This window comes from Acidobacteriota bacterium (assembly GCA_004299485.1).
Taxonomy (GTDB): domain Bacteria; phylum Acidobacteriota; class Terriglobia; order Terriglobales; family SCQP01; genus SCQP01.
The window spans coordinates 323,532-347,855 of sequence record SCQP01000014.1 but is presented as its reverse complement, the minus strand read 5'-3'; the positions used below and the strand labels follow the sequence as shown (position 1 = coordinate 347,855).

Below are 24,324 nucleotides of genomic sequence, written 5' to 3'. Positions count from 1 at the left end.
GCTTATTCCGAGCGCAGCGTTTCCAACGGGGCGATGGCGCCGGCGCGGCGGGCGGGCAGCCAGGCGGCGAGGAGGGCGCAAGCCGCCAATAGCGCGGCGGCGGCGGTGAGGGTGAGCGGATCGCGGGGCGCGACGCCGTAGAGATAAGCGGCAAGTACTTTGGCCAGCACTAGCGCCAACGTCAGACCGATGGCGACGCCCGCGCCGATCAGCCCGGCGGCGTTGCCCAGCACCAGCGAGCGAATCTGCGCCGGGCTCGCGCCCAGCGCCAGCCGGATGCCCATCTCACGGCGCCGCTGCGCCACCGCGTAGGCTAATAGGCCGTAGAGTCCCGCCAGGGCGATCAGCAGCGCGGCCAGGCCGAACAAGGTCAGCAGAAGTGCGGCGAACGTCTGGTCGCCAATCGACTGCGCCATGAGCTGCTGTTCCGTGGTGAACGTGCCTGCAGCAACATCGGGTGCAATCTGATGCAGGACCGAGCGGATAGCAGGCTCCAGCGGGGTCGACGAACCGTAACTGCGGATGGCCAACTGCACGAATTGCGAGCCGATGTTATAGAAAGGTGCGCTTCCGTGCGGGGCCAGTTGGCTGTCGGAAAAATGAACCACGGGGCCCGGCGGCGTGGCGACGCCTTGCACATGCACATCCGCCAGCTCGCCGATGATGGTTGCGCCCTTATGCTTGCCGACTTCGAGCTGCTGGCCGACGGGGTTCTCGCCGGCAAAATACTTCTTTGCCATAGCTTCGTTGATGACGACCACGGGTTGCGAGGTGGAGGTGTCAAGGCCGGCATCAAAGAAGCGCCCGCGCAGGATGGGAATGCCGAAGACCTTGGCGTAGCCGGGACTGGTGAAGCGCATGTCGCCCGCCGGTTGATGCGTGGGATCGAGGTTGGGTTTGCCGATGATGCCGAAGGAGCCAACGATGTGAACGTGCTGCGCCAAGGGCAGCACGGAACTGACCGCAGCCGCCTCGACGCCCGGTAGGGTGCGCAGCTTGTCCAGCAGGGGTGCTTCCAATGCGGTATAGATGCTGCGCTGGGCATAGCGCGCGGTCGGAATGCTCAAGCGGGTGGTGATGATGTTGGTGGTCTCAAAGCCCAAGGGTGTGCGGTTGAGTGCGTAGAGGGTGCGCAGCAGCAGACCGGCGCCCGCGAGCAACAGCAGCGCCAGTGCGATTTCGCCGATCACCAGTGCATGCCGCAGCCGCGTCTGCCCGCGGCTCGTGCCCAGCGAGCGGTCCTGCAAACCCTCCGCCGCCGGCGTTCGCGCTGCACCCAGCGCCGGCGCCAGACCGATCAGAATGACCGAGACCAGCGTGGCGACGAACAGGACTGCCAACACTTGCCAGCTTAGGCTGATTTTCGCGACCAGTCCCTGGAGATGCTCGATCAGGAATGTCTGCATCGCTGCCAGGCACGCCGCGGCAATGCCCCAGCCGCCCAGCCCGGCCAGCACGCCGATGAGCAGGCTTTCGCTCAAAAGCTGCCGCGCCAGCCGCAGCCGGTCGGCACCCAGCGCGGCGCGTACCGCCAGCTCCCGCCGCCGCGCCGCGAGGCGTGTCAGCATCAGTCCGGCCACGCTGGCGCAGGCGATCAGCCACACCACGCCCACCGCCAGCGCCAACGCCCACAGCGCCGGTCGCAGACTGCCGACGAGGGTATCGCTGTAGCGTTCGACGGCGACGCTGTTCGACAGGTGTTCGTTGGCGTAGTGAGCCGCAATCCGCGCCTGAATTCCGCTCAACTCCGCCTGCGCCGCTTGCGGCGACACGCCCGCGCGCAGCCGCGCGACGACGTGGATCTGCTGATCGCTGCGCTTGTCCGGTGTCAGGGGACTATACAGAGTCCAAAGATCGGCGGGATTGTCGAAGGGGAATTTCAAGCCAGCGGGCAGAATCCCGATCACCGTGTAATCCGTGCCGCTCAGATTGACGGTCTTGCCCAGCGCGGCTTGGCCACGGAACCTCTTCTCCCACAGGGCGTGCGACAACACGGTTACGTGCGCGTGCGAGGTGACATCGTTGACGTTGAAGCCCCGCCCCTGCGCCACCGGCCGCCCTAGCGTGCGAAACAGATCCACGCCGGCGGGGAAACTGCTGACTTCCAGGGACTGGTTGTTGCCCTCCAGCGTCGCCGCGTTCCATTCATAAAACCCGAGCGACTGAAAGCTGTGGCTCTGATGCTGCCAATCCTGAAAATCCGGATAGGAGGCTGTCCAGAAAGCCTCTGGCAGGCTCGACGGCTCGGTGAGCGTAACGAGCTGGCTGGCGTTGGGGTAGGGAAGCGGCCGCAGCAGGACGGCGTTGAGCACACTGAACATGGCCGTACCCACCCCGATGCCCAGTGCCAGCACGACGATGGCGGCAATCGAAAAGCCGGGATTGTGCCGCAATTGTCGCGCGGCGTAACGCAGGTCGGCGGCAAAGTCACCCAGTTTGGTTTCCCAGCCGTAGGCGCGCACCTGGTCGCGCACACGCTCCTCATCACCCGCGGCTACGCCTCGCGCCTGTGCTTCGGCAAAATAGTGCGCGACTTCCTCACGGCTGTCGCCGCGGGCCAGCTTACGGACGCCGCGCGAGAGGTGCCTCCAGAGTGACATGGCGCTACTCCTGCTGCAGCAGCCGCGCGATGGCGCCGGCGCGGCGCTCCCAGGCAGCGGTTTCCGCTTCAAGCTGTTTCCGGCCCGCACGCGTCAGGCGGTAGTATTTAGCCCGGCGCGCATTTTCGCTGGTGCGCCATTCGGCGTCGAGCCAGCCGGCTCGTTCGAGCCGCTGCAAGGCCACCAGTAGCGAGCCAGGGTTGACCTTGAACACGCCCCGCGAGATCTGTTCGACCCGCCGCCCAATTCCGAAACCATGCATCGGCTCCAGTTGGAGTGTTTTCAGGATCAGCAGGTCGAGCGTGCCTGGAATGACATCGGTTGAGCTGGCTTCCATGTCTGCCAGACTACCATATGATTACCAAGATGTGACAACCAAAAGGGCGGCAGCCGGCGCCCATCGCCGCTGCCGCCCTCGGCTGATCCGCTGCTCCGCCGGCTAGAAGGAGAACCGCGCGTAGAGCTGCATGAAGCGCGGCACCGTCAGCGTCGACTGGTAATTGCCGAAGGTGCTGGTGCGATCCAATTGCAGCGAGGCCCGGACAATATCGTAGCGGACGGTATTCGTCAGATTGAAAACCTCCCAGCCAATCCCGAGCGACTTACTCTCGCCCAGGGAGAAGGCCTTTTCCAGGCCGCTGTCGATATTGAAGCTGCCGTTACCAATGACGGAATTACGGGTTCCGGATTCGCCCGGCAGGTTGAAGCGGAACGCGGCGAGGGCTTTTGCGGGGTCGGCAAAGAGATTGGGACCCTGACCGAGCTTGCCGGTGGTTGCATAGGTGGTTTGCATGCCCGGGATGGGGGCAATGCCCACGGCCTCGCCGGAAAGCTGCCAGTTGGTCGACCACTGCTGGCCATCGCCGACCGTTCCGGGCAAGCCCGAGGTGACCATAAAGTCACCGGAGAAGCGCCAGCCGCCAATGACCGCGTCCAGCCACTTGCCCGCGCCCGAACCGAAGGTCTGGCCGTGGCCGAAGGGCAGTGTCCAGACCCAGTTGGAATTGAGCTGGTGGGCCATATTGAAATCCGAATTGGCGTACAGCGCCAGCGGATTCCAGGCGTTCACGATACTGCCGCTGATGGTGTTCCAGGCGCCATTGCGTTCGGCGTCGCTGGCCTCATCGAGCGAGTGCGACCAGGTGTAGTTGATCGTGGCCTGCAAGTTGTTGCCGAAGCGGGCGTTGTAGGTGGCTTGCAAAGCGTTGTAGTTCGAGGTGCCGATGTTGTTCCAGGCGTACAGCGAGCCGTACTGCGCGTGGCTGAAGCTGTAGAAACCCGTGGTCGGCGCGGGCAGGCCCAGGCCGGGCGCATCCAGGAAGAACAAGCCTGTGGTGTCGTTACCAATGGTGCAACTGGTGAACTCGTAGATGGCCTGTGTCGCGGTCAGTGGGCCCGAAGGCGCTGCGCCAGGCGCGCAGTTGCCCCAGGCGTTGGCCACGTCGCTGGTGGTCAGCCCCGTCCAGGTGCTGAAGAAATGCTCCCAGAAGGGAACCTTGGGGACATTGGCCACCGGCGTGTTCTTCAGGGCCAGGTTGTCGAGTAGATCGGCGGCAGCGTAGTAGTCCTGATGACTGTTCGGATCGACCAGATCGGCCGGTTGCGCCAAATCTTCCTGCATGGGCAGATAGCGGCCGAAGGTGCCGACGTAGCTGACCGATAGCGATTGGTTATTGCCGAATTGGCGCGTCAGGGACAGATCCAGTTCGTGCACAAACGGCGTCCGCAGGCCGCTGTTGAGGCCCCATTGGATGCTGCCGAACGAAGTCGGTGGCACTTGCGGGAAGCCGCCCGGAGGCGCGGGGGGTTGAATTGCGGTCGGCAGGCAGGAAACGCAGGAAAAGCGAGGGGTCGCGTCCATGGTAATGCCCGGCGGGCTGGAGATGTTGGTCGATAGGCCGAACGAACCGCTCGAATTGAAGGTATTGACCACTCCCGCGCCAAAGTGCTCGAAGAGTAGGTCATAACCACCGCGGATGGAAAACTCTCCGGGCTTGCCAAAGACCTTGCTCAGCCAACCCGTGCCAAAGTTCGGCGACCAGGCGATGCCGATGCGGGGGGCGAGGTCGCTGTATTCAGGGTTCCACATGCTAGGCCCGCCGTTCTTCTTGCCGCCCAGGATGAAAGCCACCTGCCCGGCATCACTGGCCGGAAGGCCCGCCTTCGCAAGCTGGCCCGTTTTGAGGAACCAGTCGTTCAGATCTTCGTTGGAGCAGGAACCGCTGGCGTTGGCCGCGACGCAAGGATAGACCTGGTAACCGTTGACCTCATTCGGCGGCTGCTGGTAGCTCCAGCGCAAGCCGGAGGTCAGCACCAGGTTGGAAGTGAGGTGCCACTGGTCTTGCGCAAACCAGCCATAGTTGTTGATGGCAAATTTCCGGGCGATGGGCGTGCCCTGCGCCAGCGTGTCGCCCTTGAGGTTGTAATTGTAGGTTGCGTCGTACTCGGTGACCGCACCCAGCAGGTCAATCATGGAGTAGTCGTAATTGTTCACGAAGCCACTATCCACACCCGGATAGCCGGCGCTTTGCGGGTAGTATTCGCTGCCCGATTGCGCGGCAAAGCCGGCGTACTTCGTCCAGGAGCCGTTGATGGAGGCGCTGGAAAACGAATTGCCCATGCCGACCTGGCCATTCCGCGCCAAATCAATGTCCGCGCCGAAGTCGAAGGTGTGATTGCCCCGCGTCCAGGTCAGATCGTCGGTGAGATTATTGTCGGGAATAATCCAGCTTCGGGTGTAGGCGCCGAGGTCGCCCGGCAGGTCCAGATCGCGCGTCCTGACGCTCGATTGATTGAAGGAGCCGACGTTGGCGCCGCCCTGACGGATAAAGCCGTAATGAAAATTATTCACCAGCGTAGAGGAGAAAATCGACGTCAAGCCCGCAATAATGCCGCGGCTGTCGTTGAAGTTCACCGAACTGGGCGGCATGCCGGGAAACTGCTGCGTGCCGTCAATTTTGAAGTTTTCCGTTTCTCCGCGTACAAAAAGCGTTTCCGAGGGGCTGATGTGGTAGTCGATGCGGCCGATGTAGGTGTCGTAGCCGGCGGGAATGGGCGAGGAGAACACGTAGCCGCCAGAATTCAGCCCATCACCGGTGACATTGGAGTTGGGCAGCGGCGCCTTTTGCAGCAGGCTCAGCATGGCCGGATCGGGACCGGCGATGGCCGCGGGCACGCCGTTGGCCTCGCCCAGCGCCTGGATCTGCGCCGGTGTCAGCGTCACCGTCGAGCCATCGGTGGCGATATATTTCAGGTCGCCCTGGCGCAGGCTGGCGGTGGGTACGGTGCGGGTCTCAATCGATGATTCCCGGTCCTGGCGGCCTTCCCAGTTACCGAAGAAAAACAGCTTGTTCTTAACGAGCGGCCCGCCGAACGTGAGGCCGTACACGTTCCGGATAAGGGGCGCGGCCTTATTCGCGCTCGGCCCGCCGCCTTCGATCTGCGAGGCCTTCAGGAAGGTATCGTTCGAGCTCAACGAGGTGTTGCGGTTGTATTCGTAGAGCGAGCCGTGATAACTGTTCGTGCCGCTCTTGGTGACCATGGCCACCTGCGCGCCCGCGCTGTGTCCGGAGGAAGCGCTGGGGTCGGCCGTCGTCAGACGGAATTGCTGCAGTGAATCCGGTGGGACGCTGAGCACGCTGGTGAAGGCGTAGCCGTTGAGCTGGTCGTTTACGTCGATGCCGTCCAGGGTCACGTTGGACTGATCGGAGCGGATGCCATTCACCGCGCCCGAGCGGCTGTCAAAATCGCTGGTGGCCACGGCGGGTTTGACGCCCAGAAACACCACGCCCGGCTGTTGCGCCAGCAGTTGCACCACGTTGCGGTCCGGCGTCGGCAACTGCTTGATCTGCTCCTGGTTGAAGGCATTGCCGATGGTGGCATCGGTGTGGTTCACCAATGGCGCGGTCGCCGTTACCTCGACGGTGGTTGAGGTCGACGCCAGTTGCATCTTGACATTCACCGTAGAGGCGACGCTGACCAGTAGCTCCAGGTTCTTGGTGATCGCGGTCGCAAAACCGCGCGCGCTCACCGTGAGTTGATACTGGCCGGGCGTCAGCGCGGTGAGGTTATATTCGCCGTGCGCATCGCTGCTCACCGTGCGCAGCGCGCCGGTGGTCGGCATGAGCAGCGTAATTTGGGCGCCCGGGATCGCCTCCCCACTGGGGTCGGTGATGTGTCCGTTCAGGGCCGCCGTGGACTGAGCCTGAAGGCGGGGGGACAGCGCGAACGCAAAGACCGTGGCTACCGCTAGCGCAAGGACTAAGCCACAACGACTACGCATGAGATTTTCTCCTGGAACGCAGATATCGCCGAGCGATTGAATAACCACAGATTTTAGTCACAAAACAGTCTGTGGGTCAAGCAGGGATCTCTTTCCAGAATCTGAAAATGCCTCAGTCTGATTCACTTTTCTGTAAGCTTCACTGCCGCAGCGGACTCGCCGGGTCAGTCTGCGCCGCGCGCAACGCCGGCACCAGCGTAGCCGCCAAAGCAATTGCCGCGACCAGCACGACCGCGCCGCCGATTGAGACGCCATCCATGGCCTGCACCCCGAACAACAGCGCGGCCAGCAATCGGCTGAGGGCCCAGGTGAGCAGGATGCCGCCCCCCGCGCCCCAGGCGACGAGCCTTGCCGTGGAGGCCAGCACCAGCCGTGCCGCCTGCTCTGGCCGCGCGCCCAGCGCCAGCCGTATCGCCAGCTCGCGGCGGCGAGCGGTGACCAGAAGGCTGATAAGGCTGTACAAACCCACCGCCGCCAGCAGCAGCGCAAAGCCGGCAAACAGGCCCAACCCGAAGCTATCGAGGCGCGGCTGCGCCAGCGTCGCCGCCATGACGGTGTTCAGCCGCTGCAAGCCGAACACCGCCCGCCCGGGCGCGACCTGGTCGACTACGCGACGGATCGCCTGCATGGTGCCGCCCGGTCCCGCGGCGGTGCGGACCACGTATTCGGGATCGGGCCAGCCGCCTGCGGGCACGCAGCCGTAGAGGAAGGGGGTGGGCGCGACAGCGAGACTGTTTTCGCGGACGTCGCCGACCACTCCGACGATTTGGGACCAGGGTGCGTTCGGGCCTTCGGCGAGGATACGAAAGTTGCGGCCAATCGGGCTTTGGCCATGCAGGTAGGTATCGACAAAGCTGCGATTGACCAGCGCCTTTGTGCCTACGGGCTTGTCAGGAAATGGCTGCTGCGCGGGGCAGCCGCGGCCGGCCACGATCGGCACTTGCAGCGCGGCAAAATAGCCGGGCGAAACCGAACGCTCACCCACAGCAAAGCTGCCGTCTTTGGAGGGGCCATTCAGACCCTCGATTTGCATCGCGTATTGCAGCGTGGCATTGCTGGCCGGCAGGAAGTTGGTGTAGCCGGCAGCGACGACGCCGGGCAGCGCCCGCAACTTCGTGAGCAACTGCATCTGCATATTGCCCAGCGGGCCGCGGTCTTCGTTCCAGGCCGCGCTCACATGAAAGGTGAAAGCGTTTTTGGTGCTGAAGCCGGCGCGGACGTGCTGCAAATTGCTGTAGCTGCGCAGCAGCAGCCCGGCGCCGGCGAGCAGCAGCACCGTCAGCGCCAGTTGCGCGGAGACCAGCACCCGCTGCGCGCGCCGCCGGCCGCCGGTGGCCCTTCCTCCGTTGCCAATACTCGAGGTGAGCTGGCCGCGCGTTACGGCCCAGGCCGGCAGCAGGCCGAAGCCGACCGCGGCGAGCGCACTGATGGCCACCGCAAACAGCCAGCCCCACACGCTGAACTGCAGGGCATTCATGCGCGGCAGCGTTCCGGGCGCGAGGCCGGCAATGGCATGTACCCCGGCCCACGCCAGCAGTCCACTGGCAATGGCGCCGGCGGCAGCGAGCAGCCCCATCTCGCGCATCACCCCACCCAGCAGTTGCCCGCGCGAGGCGCCGAGGGCACTGCGCATCGCCAGCTCCTGCTCGCGGTTTTGCATCTGCGCCAAGGTCAGCCCGGCCAGGTTCGCCACGGCCAGCAGCAGCAGCAGCACGACTGCACCGAACACGGCCCAGAGGGCGGCGCGCGAGGAGCCGACTTCGGCATCTTTCAGGCTTGTGACCTGTGCCGCCCAGCCTTTGTCGGTCGCCGGATACTGCCGTCCAAGTTGCGTCTCGACGCGGTCCAGATCGGCTTGTGCCTCGGCCAGCGTCACGCCAGGCCGCAGGCGTCCGATGCCGGTGTAAAACCGGGCTTCGCGCGCTTGCAGCAGCGCCGGCGGTGTTTGTGCCGGCAGCCAGACGTCGATGCCGACTTCATCGGCGCCAAAGTCTGCCGGCATCACGCCCACAATGGCGTAACGTTGGCCGCCGAGGACCAGCGCCTGGCGCAGCACGTCCGGCTTGCGCTGGTAGCGCCGCGTCCAGAGACCGTAGCTGATCACCGCGGCGCCGGGGCCGTTGAAGCGCTGCTCGTTCTGATTGAACGTCCGACCCAGCGCTGCCGCCATGCCGTAGACCTGGAAAAATCCCGGTGAGACGCGCTCGCCCGCCAGCCGCACCGGCTCGCGGCCGCTGGTGTCGGTTTCGCTTTCGGCGTACTCGCCGGCGACGGCGGTAAAGCTCTGGTTTGCCTGATTCCAGTTGACTAGCCGGCCGGGGGCGATCAGGTTTTCATGCCGCGCCGGGTTCAGCTCCAACACCAGCGCCAGGAGGTTGGCCCCCGGGTAGGGAAGCGGCTGGAGCAATACCGAATTGACCACCGAGAACAGCGCCGCCGTCGCGCCAATGCCCAGGGCGAGCACGATCAGGGAAGTGATCCAGTAGGAGGGCCGCCGCGCCAGCGTCCGGAACGCCAAAACCCAGCTTTTCATAAACCTCCATACGCGCCGGGCGGCAAAAAGTGCCCAAAAAGGTTGTCAATATTCAGTATTCAGTTTTCAGTTTTTTATTGGCTATCCGATGGGGCGGAGATGAGTCTATAGTCGTAGCCGACTGTATGAGCCAGGATCTCCGCTACGCCTTTCGCGCCATGCGCCGCCATCGCGGCCTGAGCGCCGTCGTGATCCTCACACTGGCGCTGGCGATTGGCGCCAATACCGCCATTTTTAGTCTCATGGACGGCCTGCTCTTCGCCTCGCTGCCAGTGCGCGATCCGCAAAATCTGCTGATGCTGCATTGGAGCGCACGCCACGATCTGAGCGGCATTCAGAGCATGTGGTCGTTTGGGGATTGCGGCGGCGCCTGGAGGAAGACGAGCAACACCGGAAGCTGCTCGTTTTCCCTGCCCGTGTTTCATGCGTTGCAGCAGGAAACCCATACGCTCACGGAGTTGACGGCAACGGCGGGGAATCAGCAGTACGATTTGGTCGCGGGCGGGCAGGCCTCGACCATGCATGCGCGGCTGGTTGCCGGCAATTATTTCGAGGTGATGGGGTTGCAGCCGTTTGCCGGGCGGCTGCTCCATGCCGCCGATGGGCGCACGGGCGCGCCGCCTGTGGTGGTACTGAGCTACGCCTACTGGCAGCAACGCTTTGGCGGCAGCCGCGGCGCGATTGGTTCGACCGTAGAATTGAACCGTCATCCGGTTATGGTGGCCGGCGTCACGCGCCCGGGTTTCGGCGGCATCACGCCGGGCATGTCCACCGATGCCTGGTTGCAATTGGGCGCGCGCCAGGCGCTCGATCCGCACTGGACACCCGATCAGGACGCCGCCAGTTCGGTCTGGCTGGTGCTGTTCGGCCGTCCGCGACCGGGCGTGAGTCATGCCGCCGTGCAGACCGAGCTGTCGGGCCTGTTCCGCAATCAGGTGATCGCCGGGCCGAACAAGGTGGGGAAGGCGAGCGATGATCCGCAGGTTGAGGTGCTGCCGGCGCAGTCGGCGATTGCCGGCGCGCGGCAGAGGTTCCGTCAGCCGCTCTGGGTGCTGCTCTGGCTGGTCGGGGCAATTCTGCTCATCGCCTGCGCCAATATTGCCGGGCTGCTATTCGGGCGCGCGCAAGCGCGCAGCCGCGAGTTTGCAGTACGCCGCGCGCTCGGGGCAGGCAGCGGCAGCATTCTGCGGCAGCTTCTGACCGAAAGTCTATTGCTCGCAGTCTGCGGCGGCATCCTCGGCATTGGCTTGGCGTATTTGGCCGCACATGCGCTGGCGGCCACGATTGCCGGCGGTTTCAGCTTCGTCACCCTGGCGGTTCACGCACCGCTCGACGGGCGGGTGCTGCTTTTCGCGCTGGGCGCGACCATACTCACCGGCGTGCTGGCAGGCCTCGCGCCCGCACTGCACGGCCTGCGCGGCGATTTGCACTCTGGCCTCAAAGACAGCCTCGGCAATTCGGCCTCCGTTTCCGGCCGCCGGCAGTTGCGCTGGCTCCATCTCGGCAACGGGTTGGTGGTCGCCCAAGCCGCGCTGTGCGTGGTGGTACTCGCCGGCGCGGGACTGCTGGTGCGCACGCTTGCCAATCTGCGCTCGATTGATCCCGGGTTCGATACGCAGAATCTGCTGCTGTTCAATCTCGACCCGTCCTCGCAGGGCTACAGCGGCGCGCGTCTGCAGCAGCTCCTCGACCGCGTCCAGCGGAATCTTGCGGCGTTGCCCGGGGTAGAGAACGTGAGCTATTCCAGCAGCGCGCTGCTGACCGGAAGTCTGTGGGTCAGTGGCTATCGTCTGCAACCGGGCGGCAAGGAACAGGATGCCGATGCGCTGCAAGTGGGGACTGGGTTTTTCAAGACGCTGGGCATGCATGTACTCGCCGGCAGGGATTTCCGTTCCACCGACTACGTCGCTCCGCCGCCGCCGGGCGCCAAACCCGATCCCAATCGTCCGCCGCAGGCGGCCCTGGTGAACGAGGCCTTCGTGCGCAAGTATCTCGGCCGGGAAAATCCTTTGGGGCGAGTCTTCGGTTACGACAAACACGGCACGCATCCGCGCTATACCATCATCGGAGTCGTCAGCGATGCGAAGTACCAGGATCTAAGGGAAGCCATTGATCCCACGGTTTACATGGAAAGCAGCCGTGGATCGGCCAGCTTCGAGGTGCGCACCGCCGGGGCGCCGCTGGCGCTGCTGCCGGTGGTGCGCCGGCTGCTGCACGGGGTCGATCCCAATCTGCCCATCATTCGGCCGACGACGCAGACCGCCAGTATCGCGACGCTGCTATTCCGCGAGCGTCTACTGGCGCATCTGGCCAGCCTGTTCGCCGCCCTCGCCCTGCTGCTCGCGGCGATCGGCATCTACGCCCTGCTGGCGCAGGAAGTGACGCGGCGCACGCGCGAGATCGGCATCCGCATGGCACTGGGCGCGGAGCGCCGCCGCGTGGTGCGGATGGTAATTCTGCGCGGCGCGCTGCTCGCCCTCGCCGGGATCGTTGTAGGAGTTGCCGGCGCGACGGCGGTGACGCGCTATTTGCACAGCATGCTGTATGGCGTCAGCGCGACGGATCCAGTGACGCTGGCGGCGGTCGCGGCCATTCTGTTTGCGGTGGCCCTGCTGGCCTGCTGGCTGCCCGCGCGCCGCGCCGCGCACGTCGATCCCATGGTGGCGTTGCGCTACGAATGAGCGCTTCCCAGTTCTCAGTCATCAGTTCTCAGTACAAGGCTCCGGCGCGTGGCTTGACTGAAGACTGAAAACTCCTCTACTGCGGGATCATCGGCGGGGGCGACAGCGGGTGCGGATTCACCCAGATAATGTTCTGGACCGGCGCCTTGGGCAGGACGGCGCGTGCGATTTCGGTGGCCTGCTTTTTGGCCTGCTCCGTCTCCACCGTGCCGAACAGCAGCACTTCGTTATCGTAGATGCTGCTGGCTACGCGCACCAAACCTGCTGACCGGGCCAGCGCGTCGGAAAGCCTCGTCTGCGGGCTGTTGCTCGCCGGCGGCGCCGGAAGCGCGGCGTTAATGGGCGGCAGCGGCGAGGGCAGCGGCGGCTTGGGCGGAGCAAACGGATCGTTGCTCACCAGTATCATGTTCTTGGTGCTCTTCACTCCCGGCACCGACTTCACCACGTCGGCGGCACGGTCTGCGAGCGCCTGTTGCGCCACCGCGCCATTCAGTGTCACTGCGCCGTTGTTAGCCACGGCGACCGTGATCGTGGTGTTCTCCAGAACCGGGTCGGTGATCAGCCGTTCCATAATGGCGCCCGTGAGCGAGGTGTTGTTGCTGGTCGGCTGCGCCTGCAAGGCCGCCGGATTCGGCGCCGGCGGTGCGGACGATTGTTGGGCACTTAACGCCAGGGGCAGCAGCAGCAGGAGTGCAGGTGTGCAGAGGTTGCGCATGAGCTTACAGTTTACCGCTTACAGAAGACCCGGGCGCCCATGCCGACGGTGAACTGTTGACTGTAAACTTTCTTTATGACCGTGGCCGACCGCATGCACCCCGAGCCGCGTTGTTGCGTGCCCCATCAGCGCCTGCTGGATGCGCTGGAGATATTGGGCGAAGAGGATATGAACTGGGTCGGGGTAGTCGCGACCATCGCCGGACGCGAATGGTTGGGCTGGATCACCGCGCATGATGCCGCCGTCTTCCTGGGCAGCTTCGACAAGCGGCCCTCGGAAGTCATGTGCCGGGAGGTCATGACGGAACCTCCCACAGTGCTGACGCCCGAGATGGATCTCGATCAGGCCTGCGCCACTATCCGCCATCATTGCCTGCACCGGCTGCCGGTGCTTCAGGAGGGCAAGTTCGCCGGCGTCCTCTGGCTCGCGTAAGCCGCAGCGATGGCCGCCTGGAGAGCAGACTCTTCCTCCGCAAAGACGGTGCGCAGGTCGATGAGGCAGTGCTGGTGTTCCACGCGCGCAACTACCGGAGGCTCTCCCCGGCGCAGCGGCGCCGCCAGCGCCGGCGGCAGCGCGATTTGCCAGGACGTCATGGTCTCGCCGGGGCGCGAGCCTCCACCCATGACCGCAGCGCCCGCAACAACTTTTGCGCCCAGGGCGGGCGGCAGCCGGGCGGCAAGGCGCCGGGTGCGCTCTTCCAGGCCGCCGGCGGTTGCGGCGGCAACGACCGGAAGCTCGCCGCTGGCGTCACGTGCGTACAGCGCCAGTGTCGCCTCCAGAGCGGCGTAGATGGCGCTACCGGCGCGCAGGGCCCGAAACAGCGGATTCGTGCGCAGCTTCTCGACCAGCTTGGCATTGCCGCTGATCATTCCGGCCTGCGGCCCGCCGAGCAGCTTGTCGCCGCTGTAGGTCACCAGACTCACGCCCGCGCGCAGACGTTCACGCACCAGATTCAGTTCACCGCTGCCCAAATCCTCAACCAAGGGGATTTTGCGCTGGCGCGCCAGCGCCGCCAACTCGCGGTGCTCGGGTTGGGAGACAAAGCCCTGCATGAAGAAGTTGGACCGGTGTACCCGCAGAATCATCCGTGTGCGCGGCGTCAGCGCGCGCGCGTAATCGGCGAGACGTGTGCGGTTGGTCGCGCCCACTTCGACTAGTCTGGCGCCGCCGCGCGCGACAATGTCCGCGATGCGGAAGCTCTCGCCGATCTCCACCAGCTCGCCGCGCGAGACAATCACTTCCCCCTGCGGTTCGATCACCAGCGTGTGCACTGCCAGCAGTACTGCTGCAGCATTGTTATTGACGACGATGGTGGCGGGCGCGCCGGTGAGTTCTTCAAACCAGCGCGTCAGGTGCCGGTCGCGCCGGGAACGGCGGCCCGTGGTGAGGTCGAGCTCAAGATTCGAGTAGCCGCTGGCGATTTCCGCCATGCGTGCCGCTACTGCCGCCGCCAGCGGCGCCCGGCCCAGATTGGTGTGGAGCACCACCCCAGTGGCGTTGATGACCCGGCGCAACGAGGGCTGCAGCCGGTGCTGGGCCGCCGCGCGCAAATCGTTCTCCAGGTTTGCCAGCGCCACATCGCTGGGCTTGGCGCGCACCGCCTTGAGGCAGTCGGCGATGACCCGCCGCGACCCGGACGGCCCCAGCGCGGCCCAGGTGTCGGCGAGCGCAGGCCGGCGCAGCAGTTCATCGACGGAGGGAATCTGACGCAGCTTCACGGAATTAAAGTTATCAGTTTTCAGTTGTCAGTTTTCAGTTTGGGACGGAATGCCCGCAGTCGTGGGGATGCACATGGGACACGACGTACGTTAGCGTGCAGGGGTGAAGTGGTTGGCGATTTGGGCTGCGATGTGTATCGGCCTGTTCGGGCAGAGCACGGTCAGCGTGCTGGTGCGGGCGGCGCTGGTGAACGATCGTCTCGATCAGAAGCCAGTGCCGCTGCTGCAAGTGCATTTCCGGCCCGCTGCCGGGGGCGCCGGGGTGACCGCGACGACCGGCTTCAGCGGCCGTGCGCGTCTGCGCCTTCCGCCCGGCCAGTACACCTTGAGCACACCCGCCCCGGTCACCTTCGACGGGGTGAGTTATCGTTGGACGCTGACGGTCGCGGTCGCCGGCGCCTCGCAGGAAATTGACCTGAGCAATGCCAATGCGCAGCGCACCCTCAGCGCCCCAGCGCCTGCCAAGCCCAAGCGGCCATCGGCGCGCCGCTCCCTCGCGGCCCGTTTTGAGCACCTGCGCAGCAGCGTCGTCACCGTCTGGACTGACCTCGACCATGGCTCCGGCTTTATCGTCTCGCCGGACGGCCTCGTCCTTGCCAACGATCACGTGGTCATGGGCGCCGACTTCGTGGCGGTGCAGTTCGACCCGAGCCATAGAGTGCGCGCGGAGGTTCTGACCGAAGATCACGACCGTGACATCGCGGTATTGCGCGTCAACCTGCAAAGCTATCCTCCAGCGACCGTGGCCCCGCTGGCCACAGCAGAGGCACTGGCCGCGATACATCCGGGCGACCGCGTATTTACGATTGGCAGCCCTTTGCATGAGCGCAAGATCCTGACTTCCGGCATTATCAGCGGCGTGCAGCCGCAGACGCTGCTGTCGGGCATCAACATCAACCCCGGTAACTCCGGCGGCCCGCTCTTCGATGCTGAGGGCCGCGTCATCGGCATTACTGCCTTCAGCGAGCGGGCCGGCAGCGGGCCTGGTGTTTCCGGGATACTCGAAATCTCGCAGGCCTGGCCGGCGCTGGCGAAGGCCCGGGTTGCGGCCCAGTCCGATACAGTACCTTCTCCGGTTTTGCTGCCCGTGGCGCCCAGCGCGCCCTATCCGCTGGACGCGCTGCAAAAGGCGGCTACCGGCACGTACCACCCCGGCCGGTACCGCTTTGGCGAAGGCGGCTTTGACGTGCAGGTGGTCACACCGCCCTTTCGCGTCTGGCTGCAGGATCATCGCGCCGCCGAAGCCGCCTGGGAGCGCAAGCATCACAGCCGCGACCGCCGCCAGGGTTCGGCCTTCGATCCCGCCGCCGCAATCCGGCAGGATCACACCGACGCCCGCGCGATTGTGGAAATCGATGCCGTTCCCAAAGTTCGTCCCACCAAACTGACCTTCTTCCTGCAGTTACAGCGCCTCGCCCGTGTTCCCCTGCACTTGCGCTATACCGCTGATTTCGAGCGTATGCAGCTTTTCTGCGGCGCGCACGTCGTCACCCCCGTACTGCCCGTCAAGGCCGTTCTTCGCACCGATTTCTATACTGCGGCCTACAGCCGCGGCCGCCGCGAGGATCGCACCTATGGTCTTGACGACGCCTTTCAGGGCGCCTACCGCTATGGTCCTGAGGCCTTCAATCCCACCTGCGGCACCATGCGGCTGCGCCTTTACTCCAGCCTCGGCAAGCCGGTGAGGACGAGGACGTTGAGCCCGAAGCTCGTCGAGCGCGTCTGGCGAGACTTTGCACCGTGGCGTGCCGCGAAGAAAGTTTTCAGTAATCAGTAATCAGTTGTCAGTCGGACGTGCAGGACTTCAGAAAACTCGCGGTGTGGACGAAGGCTTATGAGCTTGCGCTCGATGTGTACAAGGCGACCGCCAAGTTCCCAATGGATGAGCGATTCGGTTTGCGCAGTCAATTGCGGCGCGCGGCGGTCTCAGTTGCGGCTAATATTGCGGAGGGCTGCGGGCGGAGTGGCAGAGCCGAGTTACGACGCTTCCTACAGATTGCCGCCGGCTCATCCAGCGAAGTCGAATGTGAACTACTGCTTGCGCGGGGCCTCAGCTTGCTCACAACGGCGCAACACGGCGAGCTCGAGCGACGGGTGCTTGAGCTCAAACGCATGCTCACCGGCCTGATGAACGCTCTCGGTCCACCCATCAAAACTGATAACTGAAGACTGACAACTGACAACCTTAGGCTGCCGATTCTTTCTGTAATCTCTCCGCCTGAAAATGCTCGCGCAGCGCCTGGATGAGCGGCTGCAGCCTGCCGTCCATTACTTCGCCCAACTGGTGCAGGCTGATGCCGGCGCGGTGATCGGTGACGCGATTCTGGGGAAAGTTGTAGGTGCGGATCTTTTCGCTGCGGTCGCCGGAGCCGACCTGTTGCTTGCGCTCGGCGGCAATCGCCTGATGCTGCTTCTCCTGCTCCAGCTCCAGCAGCCGTGAGCGCAGCACGCGCATCGCCTTGGCACGGTTTTTGATCTGCGATTTTTCATCCTGGCAGCTCACGATCATGCCCGTCGGCAAGTGGGTGATGCGCACTGCGGAGTAGGTCGTGTTTACCGACTGGCCGCCGGGACCCGACGAGCAGAACGTATCAATCCGGATATCCTTGGGATCGATCTGCACATCCACTTCCTCGGCTTCCGGCAGCACCGCGACCGTCACCGCCGAAGTATGCACGCGCCCCTGCTGTTCGGTTGCCGGTACACGCTGCACGCGATGGACGCCGCTCTCGTACTTGAGCTGGCTATAAGCCCCGCGCCCCTCGACGATCGCCACGACCTCTTTCAGTCCGTGTACCCCGCTCTCGCTCGAGGACAAAATCTCAACCCGCCAGCGCTGCTGCTCGGCGAAGCGGCTGTACATGCGGAACATTTCGGCGGCAAACAGCGTGGCCTCGTCGCCGCCCGTGCCGGCGCGAATTTCCAGCACCACGTTTTTCTGGTCGTTGGGATCGGCGGGCAGCAGCAGCTCGCGCAATTTCTGTTCGCTCACCGCGATTTCCGGTTCCAGCCGCGCCAGTTCCTCATTGGCCAACTGCTTCATTTCGGCGTCGCTGTCGTGCTGCATCTGCCGTGCCTCGGCCGCTTGTAGCTGAAGCTCGCGGTAGTGCTGGTACTCGTCCACCAGGGGCTGCAGCTCGGCGTGCGCCCGGGCGGTCTTCTGGTAGCGCGAGCTGTCGGCGATGACCTCGGGCGAGGCCAGCTCGGCGGTAAGGGCGTCGTATTGCGCCGCGATTTTTTGCAGCCGGTCAAGCATGAACTTCTATTTTAGCCCGGCCCAAAGGTCCGTGGCCGGTCGGGGACCGTCAGGCAACGCGACCCCGGCGGCCAAATGATACAGTTCCGTGGTTATGCCGCCGAGGGCTTGTTCCACCCGCGCGAACAGCGGCGTCTGCGTCTTGTGCTGGCGAAAGGCCTCGAATTTGCGTACCAGAAACTCGGACATCTCGACTCCGACGTCGGGAAAGGGAAGCCAGACCTCAGGGAAGCCTGGTGGCTGCGCCAGGGCCGTGGCGTAATAGAGCCGCAGCGCGCGATGCGACGGCAGGCCTTGCTCGGGGAAATAATACTCGCGTGCCGCCCAGTGGAAAGCCGTGGTGGTGAGCGTGCCCGCCATGCCGTGATCGGGATGGGCTGTGACCGACCCCTCCGGTCCCATGGTGAGGATCAGCTCCGGCTGAAAGCGGCGAATTTCACTCACCAGCCGCCCGACGGCGTAAAAAAACGGCGCTTCGGGCAAGTGGGCATCGCCCAGATCCCAGGCTTCGAACGAGGCAAAGCCCAGCACTTCGCACGAGGCCGCCAACTCATCGCGGCGCATGGCCTTCAGCTCACCGCGGTCTTTGGCGCCGCCGCGGTTGCGTGCTGCTTCCCCCGACGTCAGGCAGATCAGCCGGCATTCGACCCCGTCGCGCACCGACCGCATCACCGTGCCGCCAAAATTGCTGGCCTCATCGTCCGGGTGCGCCGTGACACATAGAATTTTCCGTTCCATGGGTTCATTATTCGCCAGGACGTCCGTCATCGCACCCGCAGCGTCCGGAATCGAACAGCGCCTGCTCACGATTTCTATTCGTTTTATGGGCTTTCCGTTTGGCCCGCCACGTGCCATAACCCTAAGCGTGCAGGCAAAGATGGGAATCCGGAAAGTAATCGTGGTGGCGGCCCTGCTAGTTGCTACCGCCGCGGCTGCCCCGCGCGTGGCGCGGATTCTCGCGGCCCGCTATCCCGCGATTGCGGTCATCGAAATCTTCTGGAAGGCGCCGCGTGCCCCTGGCCCCTGAGCCCTGACCCCTGTTCTCACCACTCGCCGTCTTTTTGCAGCTTGCGGATCTTGCGCTTGATCAGGTCGCGCTTCAGCGTGCTCAGGTGCGAGATAAACAGCACGCCGTTCAGATGGTCGATTTCGTGCTGCATGGCGCGCGCCAGCAACTCCGTGCCTTCGGCCTCGAACCACTCGCCATCCGCGTTCTGCGCCCGTACGCGCACCGCAAGGGCGCGCGTGACGTCGGCGCGGAAGCCGGGAATGCTGAGGCAGCCCTCCTCGCCGGTTTGCTTGCCCTCGCGGTGCAGAATTTCGGGATTGATGAGCACCAGCTTCTGCTCCGGATCCTCGCCTACGCTGCAATCAATCACCGTCAGGCGCTGGCTGCGGCCAATCTGCGGCGCCGCCAGTCCTACGCCATTGGCGGCGTACATGGACTCGAACATGTCGTCAATCAGCTTGTGCAACTCGGGCGTACCCAGCTCGGCCGCGAGCGGCTTGCCGGGCGTAGTCAGCACCGGGTCCGGATATTTCACAATCGGGTAAACCATTAGAACGCGCGCACCTGCTCGCCATAAGCATTGTAATTGCGCCGCAGCTCCAGCAGTGAGTCGCCGCCGAACTTTTCCAGCACCGCCTGCGCCAGAATGAATGCCAGCATCGCCTCGCCCACCACCGCCGCCGCCGGCACCACGCAGACATCGGAGCGCTCATACGCCGCCTTGACCGGCTCGCGGGTCTCGAAGCTCACGCTTGCCAGCGGCCGCCGCAAGGTCGAAATCGGCTTGAGGTAGCCACGGACGACTATCTCCTCGCCGTTGGTCATGCCGCCTTCCAGTCCACCGGCGTGATTGCCCGCGCGGGTAAACCGCCGCGCCGCGCGGTCGTAGCCGATCGGGTCCTGCGCTTCCGATCCCGGCGCTGCCGCCACGCTCATGCCTTCTCCAAGCTCGACTGCTTTGACGGCCTGGATCGACATGATGGCCTGCGCGATGCGGCCATCCAGCCGCTCGTTCCAATTGGCGCACGTGCCCAACCCCGGCGGCAACCCGAAGGCGCGGAGCTCGAACACTCCGCCTACGGTATCGCCGGTGCGCAGTGCCTGATCCACCTCGGCTTTCATCTGCTGCTCGGAGGCGGCGTCAAGGCAGTGCAGCAAGATTTCCTCGCGTGCCGCTAGTGCGCGGAGTGCATCTGCCGAAGCGGGGCTGCTCGGGTCCAGCCGTGCAGCTCCCAGCGCCACGACATGGCTGAGCACCTCGATGCCCAACTCGCGCAGCAGCAGCTTGGCCATGGCGCCTGCCGCGACCCGTGCCGCGGTCTCGCGTGCACTTGCGCGTTCCAGCACATACCGCGCTTCCTTAAAGTTAAACTTGAGGGCTCCCGCCAGATCCGCATGCCCGGGCCGCGGGCTCGCCACCGGGCGCGCCTTTTCGCCCGCCGGCGCATCCACCGCCAGCGTCTGCTCCCAATTCTTCCAATCGTGGTTCGCGATCTGGATGGCAATCGGCGAGCCGATGGTCGTCCCGTTGCGCACGCCACTGAGAAACTCCGGCGTATCGTGTTCGATGCGCATGCGCCCGCCGCGCCCGTAACCCTGCTGCCGGCGCCAGAGCTCGCGCTGCACAAAGGCTGCGTCCAGCGGCACGCCGGCCGGCATGCCGGAGATCAACGCAAGCAGCGCCTGCCCGTGCGACTCCCCCGCGGTGGAAAACGTGAGCATAAAGGTTACAGTTTACAGGTTACAGGTTACAGTGAGCCTAGGAGCTTGCGTTTTGGCCACCATTGCACCGCCACAGGAACCGGAACCGAATGCCTGGCCGCTCTGGAACTGGGCCCTCGGCCACCTCGAGGGCTTGGGCGCCTTTTCGATGCTGGCCGGCTCTGCCTTCCGCAATCTCTTTGCCCGGCCCTTTTACGGCGGCGATGTGATTCTGCAGATGGATTCGATCGGTGTCGGCTCCCTGCCCATCGTCATCCTCACCGGCTTTTTCACCGGCGCGGTGATGTCGCTGCAGTTAGCCTCGACGCTGCAGCAATACGGCCAAATTCAGCGCACCGGCCAACTGGTCGCCCTCTCGCTCGTCATGGAGCTCGGGCCGGTGCTGATCGGTCTGATGGTGGCGGGGCGCAATGCCGCCGGCATGGCCAGCGAACTCGGCTCGATGGTGGTAACCGAACAAGTGGATGCCATGCGCGCTCTGGGTACCGATCCCATGAAAAAGCTGGTCAGTCCGCGCCTGCTGGCAACCATCGTGATGATGTTCTTCCTGGTGATTCTGGCGGATTTCATGGGCATGGTCGGGGGTTACGTTTATGCCATCAGCGCACTCGGTCTGAATGGACAACAGTATTGGTCCTTGGCGCTGCAATCGCTCGACGTCGGTTCGCTGGCCCAGGGCTTGATCAAGCCGATCATCTTCGGTATCGTCGTCGCGGTGGTGGGCTGCTACTACGGCATGACCGCGCGCGGCGGAACGCGCGGCGTAGGACGAGCCACCACCACCGCGGTCGTCTCCTCTTCGGTTCTCATCATCGTGCTTGATTTCCTGCTCAGCCGCGTCTTGTTGAGCATCTTTGGCGCCTAGCTCTCCTGCAATGCCGCTGCCCCAGCCGATCCTGATCGAGTTCGACCGTGTGGGTATATCGTTTGACCACCAGCCCGTGCTCGAAGACGTCAGCTTCCAGGTCCGGCGCGGGGAAACCAAAGTCTTGCTGGGCGAAACCGGCGCCGGCAAATCCGTAGCCCTGAAACTCGCGCTCGGCCTCTTGCGCCCTGATACCGGCGTTGTCGAAGTACTGGGCGAGCGCGTCAGCTCCCTGCCCGAAGAGCAGCTCTTTGCGCTGCGGCGCCGCATCGGCATGGTGTTTCAGGAAAGCGCGCTGTTCGACTCGCTTACGGTGCGGGAAAATGTGGCCTACCGCCTGAACGAGGAGGGTCAGCTCGATGCCGATGCCATCGAGGCGCGGGTGCGCGCCTGCCTGGCGATGGTCGATTTGGAAGAGGCGATCGACAAAATGCCGGCGGAACTCTCCGGTGGCATGCAGCGCCGCGTGTCGATTGCGCGCGCACTCTCGACCGAGCCTGAGGTCATGCTCTACGATTCCCCCACCGGCGGTCTCGATCCCATCACCGCGACCAACATCATGGAGCAGATCATCAAGCTACGCGATGTCAACCGCGTCACCGCGCTGCTGGTGACCCACCGCCTGCAGGATGGCTTCCTGATGGCCACGCACCGCTGGGATCGTGAGCGCAATCAGCTTGTCTGGGCGCCCGATCACGACGCCGCCACCTCTTTCCTCGTGCTGCACGAGCACCACATCATTTTCAATGGCGCCGCCGACGCCTTGCTCGCGTCGTCCGACCCCTATCTGCGCCACTTTCTCCAGTCGTAGCCTACACTACGGATATGACCCAAGCCGTGCTTGCGCAGCGGCTGCTCCAGCTTCATCAGGGCAGCGAACCGGTGCTGTTCGCCAACTGCTGGGACGCCGCCAGCGCGCGCGTGCTGCAGGAATGCGGCATGCCCGCCGTGGCCACATCGAGCGCGGCCATCGCCAACACGCTCGGCTACGCCGATGGCCAGCGCATCGGGCGCGAGGAAATGTTCGCCGCCGTGCGCCGGATTACGCGCGCCGTCAGCGTTCCCGTGAGCGCCGACTGTGAAGCCGGCTACGCCTCCGATGCCGCCGGCGTCGCCGAAACCACGCGCCTGCTCCTTGCGACCGGCGCCGTGGGGATGAACCTGGAAGACAGCATCGAGGACGAATCGAAGCTGGTGCCGCTGGAGCGGCAAGTGGAAAACATCAAGGCCGTCCGCACTGCCGCCGCCGCCGCCGGCGTTCATCTGGTCCTCAACGCGCGCGTCGACGCCTTCTTTCTGCATAGCACGCCTCCCGCCGATCCGTTTGCCGAGGCGGTGAAGCGCATGCGCGCCTATCGCGCTGCTGGCGCCGATTGCATCTTCACTCCCGGTGTTACTGACCTCGATGTCATTCGCCGCCTATTGCACGAAAGTCCCGGCCCATTGAACCTTCTGTGCGGCCCAGGCACGCCGACCGTCGCCGAGCTGCGCGATGCCGGCATCCGCCGCATCAGCGTCGGATCCAAACCCTATCTGGCCGCCCTGGCGCTGCTCCGCCGTACCGCCGAAGAAATGCGTACTACCGGCTCCTTCGCGCCCCTCGCCGGCGGCTTGACCTATGCGGAAGTCAACGGCTGGCTGCGTAATTAGCTCTTGCCTCGTGTGTTCTACAATGCACGCATGCGAGTGAGGGGCGCTGTGCTTTGGGTCCTGGTGCTGTTGGGCTGCCGCTCTGGGCGGCGCCTCCCAGTCCAGTGATCACGGTTACTCTGTCCGGCAATTGGGCAACGGTTCCGCTGCCGGACATGCCGCTCGGCATCACCGTTCACGACGGCGCCTTTTGGGTGTGCGGCGCCCATGAAATGATCGCGCGCTCCCGCGATGGCGGCCGCACCTGGCAAATACTGCATGAGAAGACGGGCGGCCAGATGCTGTTCACGCTGGCGTTCACTGGCGCCGGCACCGTCCAGGCCTTCGGCACCTCTGGCGTGCGCGTGCTTTCGGTGGACAGTGGACAGCATTGGAAGCGATCCTGGACGGCTCCGGGTCGAGCGTTTAACGAAGTCCGATTTGCTAACGCCCAAATCGGTTACGGCTTCGGCCCCGGCGGTTTCGCTAAGACGCGTGACGGTGGCCAGAGTTGGACGTTTTGGTGCATCCATCAGAAGAAGGAACAGGGTGCCGTGGTGGCCATGACTGTTAGCGATGCTAACAACGCGCTATTCCTCACTGCGGATAACCACCTGGTTATGACCAGCAATGGAGGGCGCACCTGGCAGGACATGCCGTTTGGCGGGAAGGCCAACTGGACCGGCCTGGGTGCGGCAGCAGGGAAGTATCGGCTCTTCGGATCGTGGGATGGCGCCATACCCAGAATACTTCGAGGTTCACGCACGTCACCGGCTACCTCTGCCTCCCCTTGGGAGCCCTACAAGTGTAATCCGCAGGGCTGCCTCGTGAGCGACGGCTGGGCTGACCTCAACGGGGGTCATTGGGCTTGGCCGGAAGACACTGCCCACCCATTGACCGGCAAATGGGGAGTCGTTGGCGATGGAGCCTGCCGTGTGAGCGACGTTCTGCGCTGTCGCGTGGGGCGGCGTACGGCTTTGAGTCCGCCTCCTCCGGCGGCCAAAGCTGCGTCGTCCGGTCCGCACCCACTATGTGTGCACTGTCCCGACCCTCCGTTTCCGCCCTGCCGTGCATTGCGCGCGCTGCGCACCTGCGTGGGCAGCGTGCTCCTGCGTTGTCTGATTGGCACCGATGGGCGCGTCCACGCGATCATCCTGGTTGGCGCGCAAGGGGCCGGTCTGGCTGGGGCCGCGATGCAGGCTGTGCGCAAGTGGCGCTACAGCATGCCGAAGTCCACCGGCTCAAAGGGCATGATCGGTCTAATCACGGTAACCTACCACGCACCCCACACCAACGTTTTCTGAATCCCCGCCG

General features: G+C 64.5%; 18 protein-coding genes. 8 read left to right on the top strand and 10 right to left on the bottom strand.

The window, feature by feature from the left end; genetic code table 11:
• Positions 1 to 2: 2 nt before the first annotated feature.
• The 4 genes from EPN33_10485 to EPN33_10470 all read right to left on the bottom strand — a co-directional run bounded on the left by EPN33_10485 (position 3) and on the right by EPN33_10470 (position 9,415).
• Positions 3 to 2,600: an ABC transporter permease gene (locus EPN33_10485; GenBank protein ID TAN22069.1), complete on the bottom strand. Its 2,598-nt coding sequence runs from the start codon at positions 2,598 to 2,600 to the stop codon at positions 3 to 5.
• A 4-nt stretch (positions 2,601 to 2,604) separates the two neighbouring features.
• The gene (locus EPN33_10480) at positions 2,605 to 2,937 is read right to left on the bottom strand and encodes a PadR family transcriptional regulator (protein TAN22068.1); all 333 of its coding nucleotides are present in this window, start codon (positions 2,935 to 2,937) and stop codon (positions 2,605 to 2,607) included.
• A 102-nt stretch (positions 2,938 to 3,039) separates the two neighbouring features.
• Positions 3,040 to 6,882, bottom strand: a complete 3,843-nt coding sequence (locus EPN33_10475; GenBank protein TAN22067.1) for a hypothetical protein — start codon at positions 6,880 to 6,882, stop codon at positions 3,040 to 3,042.
• Positions 6,883 to 7,021: 139 nt separating this feature from the next.
• Positions 7,022 to 9,415 (bottom strand): FtsX-like permease family protein, encoded by a 2,394-nt coding sequence (locus EPN33_10470; GenBank protein ID TAN22066.1) that lies wholly within the window; start codon positions 9,413 to 9,415, stop codon positions 7,022 to 7,024.
• Positions 9,416 to 9,540: 125 nt separating this feature from the next.
• Between EPN33_10470 and EPN33_10465 the strand changes: the two genes are divergently transcribed.
• Positions 9,541 to 12,096: an ABC transporter permease gene (locus EPN33_10465; GenBank protein ID TAN22065.1), complete on the top strand. Its 2,556-nt coding sequence runs from the start codon at positions 9,541 to 9,543 to the stop codon at positions 12,094 to 12,096.
• A 76-nt stretch (positions 12,097 to 12,172) separates the two neighbouring features.
• Here EPN33_10465 and EPN33_10460 read toward each other — a convergent pair whose 3' ends face one another.
• Entirely contained in the window at positions 12,173 to 12,811 is a 639-nt protein-coding gene (locus EPN33_10460) for a BON domain-containing protein (protein ID TAN22064.1), read from the bottom strand.
• Positions 12,812 to 12,886: 75 nt separating this feature from the next.
• Between EPN33_10460 and EPN33_10455 the strand changes: the two genes are divergently transcribed.
• Entirely contained in the window at positions 12,887 to 13,243 is a 357-nt protein-coding gene (locus tag EPN33_10455) for a CBS domain-containing protein (GenBank protein TAN22063.1), read from the top strand.
• Here EPN33_10455 and EPN33_10450 read toward each other — a convergent pair.
• A complete protein-coding gene (locus EPN33_10450) occupies positions 13,204 to 14,529 on the bottom strand; it encodes an L-seryl-tRNA(Sec) selenium transferase (protein ID TAN22062.1) in 1,326 nt (441 codons plus the stop codon). The genes EPN33_10455 and EPN33_10450 overlap by 40 nt on opposite strands.
• 103 nt (positions 14,530 to 14,632) lie before the next feature.
• On the opposite strand from EPN33_10450, the gene EPN33_10445 reads away from it, so the two are divergent.
• Together EPN33_10445 and EPN33_10440 are read left to right on the top strand one after the other, a co-directional pair.
• Positions 14,633 to 16,306, top strand: a complete 1,674-nt coding sequence (locus EPN33_10445; GenBank protein ID TAN22061.1) for a trypsin-like serine protease — start codon at positions 14,633 to 14,635, stop codon at positions 16,304 to 16,306.
• A 17-nt stretch (positions 16,307 to 16,323) separates the two neighbouring features.
• The gene (locus EPN33_10440) at positions 16,324 to 16,695 is read left to right on the top strand and encodes a four helix bundle protein (protein ID TAN22060.1); all 372 of its coding nucleotides are present in this window, start codon (positions 16,324 to 16,326) and stop codon (positions 16,693 to 16,695) included.
• 19 nt (positions 16,696 to 16,714) lie between these two features.
• Here the strand turns inward: EPN33_10440 and EPN33_10435 are convergent, their stop codons facing one another.
• From EPN33_10435 to EPN33_10420, 4 genes are all read right to left on the bottom strand, one after another.
• Positions 16,715 to 17,785 carry a peptide chain release factor 1 gene (locus EPN33_10435; protein TAN22059.1) on the bottom strand — a complete coding sequence of 357 codons (1,071 nt, stop codon included), beginning with the start codon at positions 17,783 to 17,785 and terminating at the stop codon, positions 16,715 to 16,717.
• A gap of 6 nt (positions 17,786 to 17,791) precedes the next feature.
• Positions 17,792 to 18,640 (bottom strand): PIG-L family deacetylase, encoded by an 849-nt coding sequence (locus EPN33_10430; protein TAN22058.1) that lies wholly within the window; start codon positions 18,638 to 18,640, stop codon positions 17,792 to 17,794.
• Positions 18,641 to 18,828: 188 nt separating this feature from the next.
• A complete protein-coding gene (def, locus tag EPN33_10425; GenBank protein TAN22057.1) occupies positions 18,829 to 19,344 on the bottom strand; it encodes a peptide deformylase in 516 nt (171 codons plus the stop codon).
• The gene (locus EPN33_10420; GenBank protein TAN22056.1) at positions 19,344 to 20,516 is read right to left on the bottom strand and encodes a chorismate synthase; all 1,173 of its coding nucleotides are present in this window, start codon (positions 20,514 to 20,516) and stop codon (positions 19,344 to 19,346) included. The genes def and EPN33_10420 overlap by 1 nt, the downstream gene beginning before the upstream one ends.
• 148 nt (positions 20,517 to 20,664) lie before the next feature.
• Here EPN33_10420 and EPN33_10415 point away from each other — a divergent pair, with 148 nt between their 5' ends.
• The 4 genes from EPN33_10415 (at position 20,665) to EPN33_10400 (ending at position 24,314) form a co-directional block, all read left to right on the top strand.
• Complete coding sequence (locus tag EPN33_10415) at positions 20,665 to 21,381, top strand: ABC transporter permease (protein TAN22169.1); 717 nt, start codon at positions 20,665 to 20,667, stop codon at positions 21,379 to 21,381.
• A gap of 10 nt (positions 21,382 to 21,391) precedes the next feature.
• Positions 21,392 to 22,192 (top strand): ATP-binding cassette domain-containing protein, encoded by an 801-nt coding sequence (locus EPN33_10410; protein TAN22168.1) that lies wholly within the window; start codon positions 21,392 to 21,394, stop codon positions 22,190 to 22,192.
• 14 nt (positions 22,193 to 22,206) lie between these two features.
• The gene (locus EPN33_10405) at positions 22,207 to 23,031 is read left to right on the top strand and encodes an isocitrate lyase/phosphoenolpyruvate mutase family protein (GenBank protein TAN22055.1); all 825 of its coding nucleotides are present in this window, start codon (positions 22,207 to 22,209) and stop codon (positions 23,029 to 23,031) included.
• 104 nt (positions 23,032 to 23,135) lie between these two features.
• Entirely contained in the window at positions 23,136 to 24,314 is a 1,179-nt protein-coding gene (locus EPN33_10400; protein ID TAN22054.1) for a hypothetical protein, read from the top strand.
• Positions 24,315 to 24,324 lie beyond the last annotated feature (10 nt).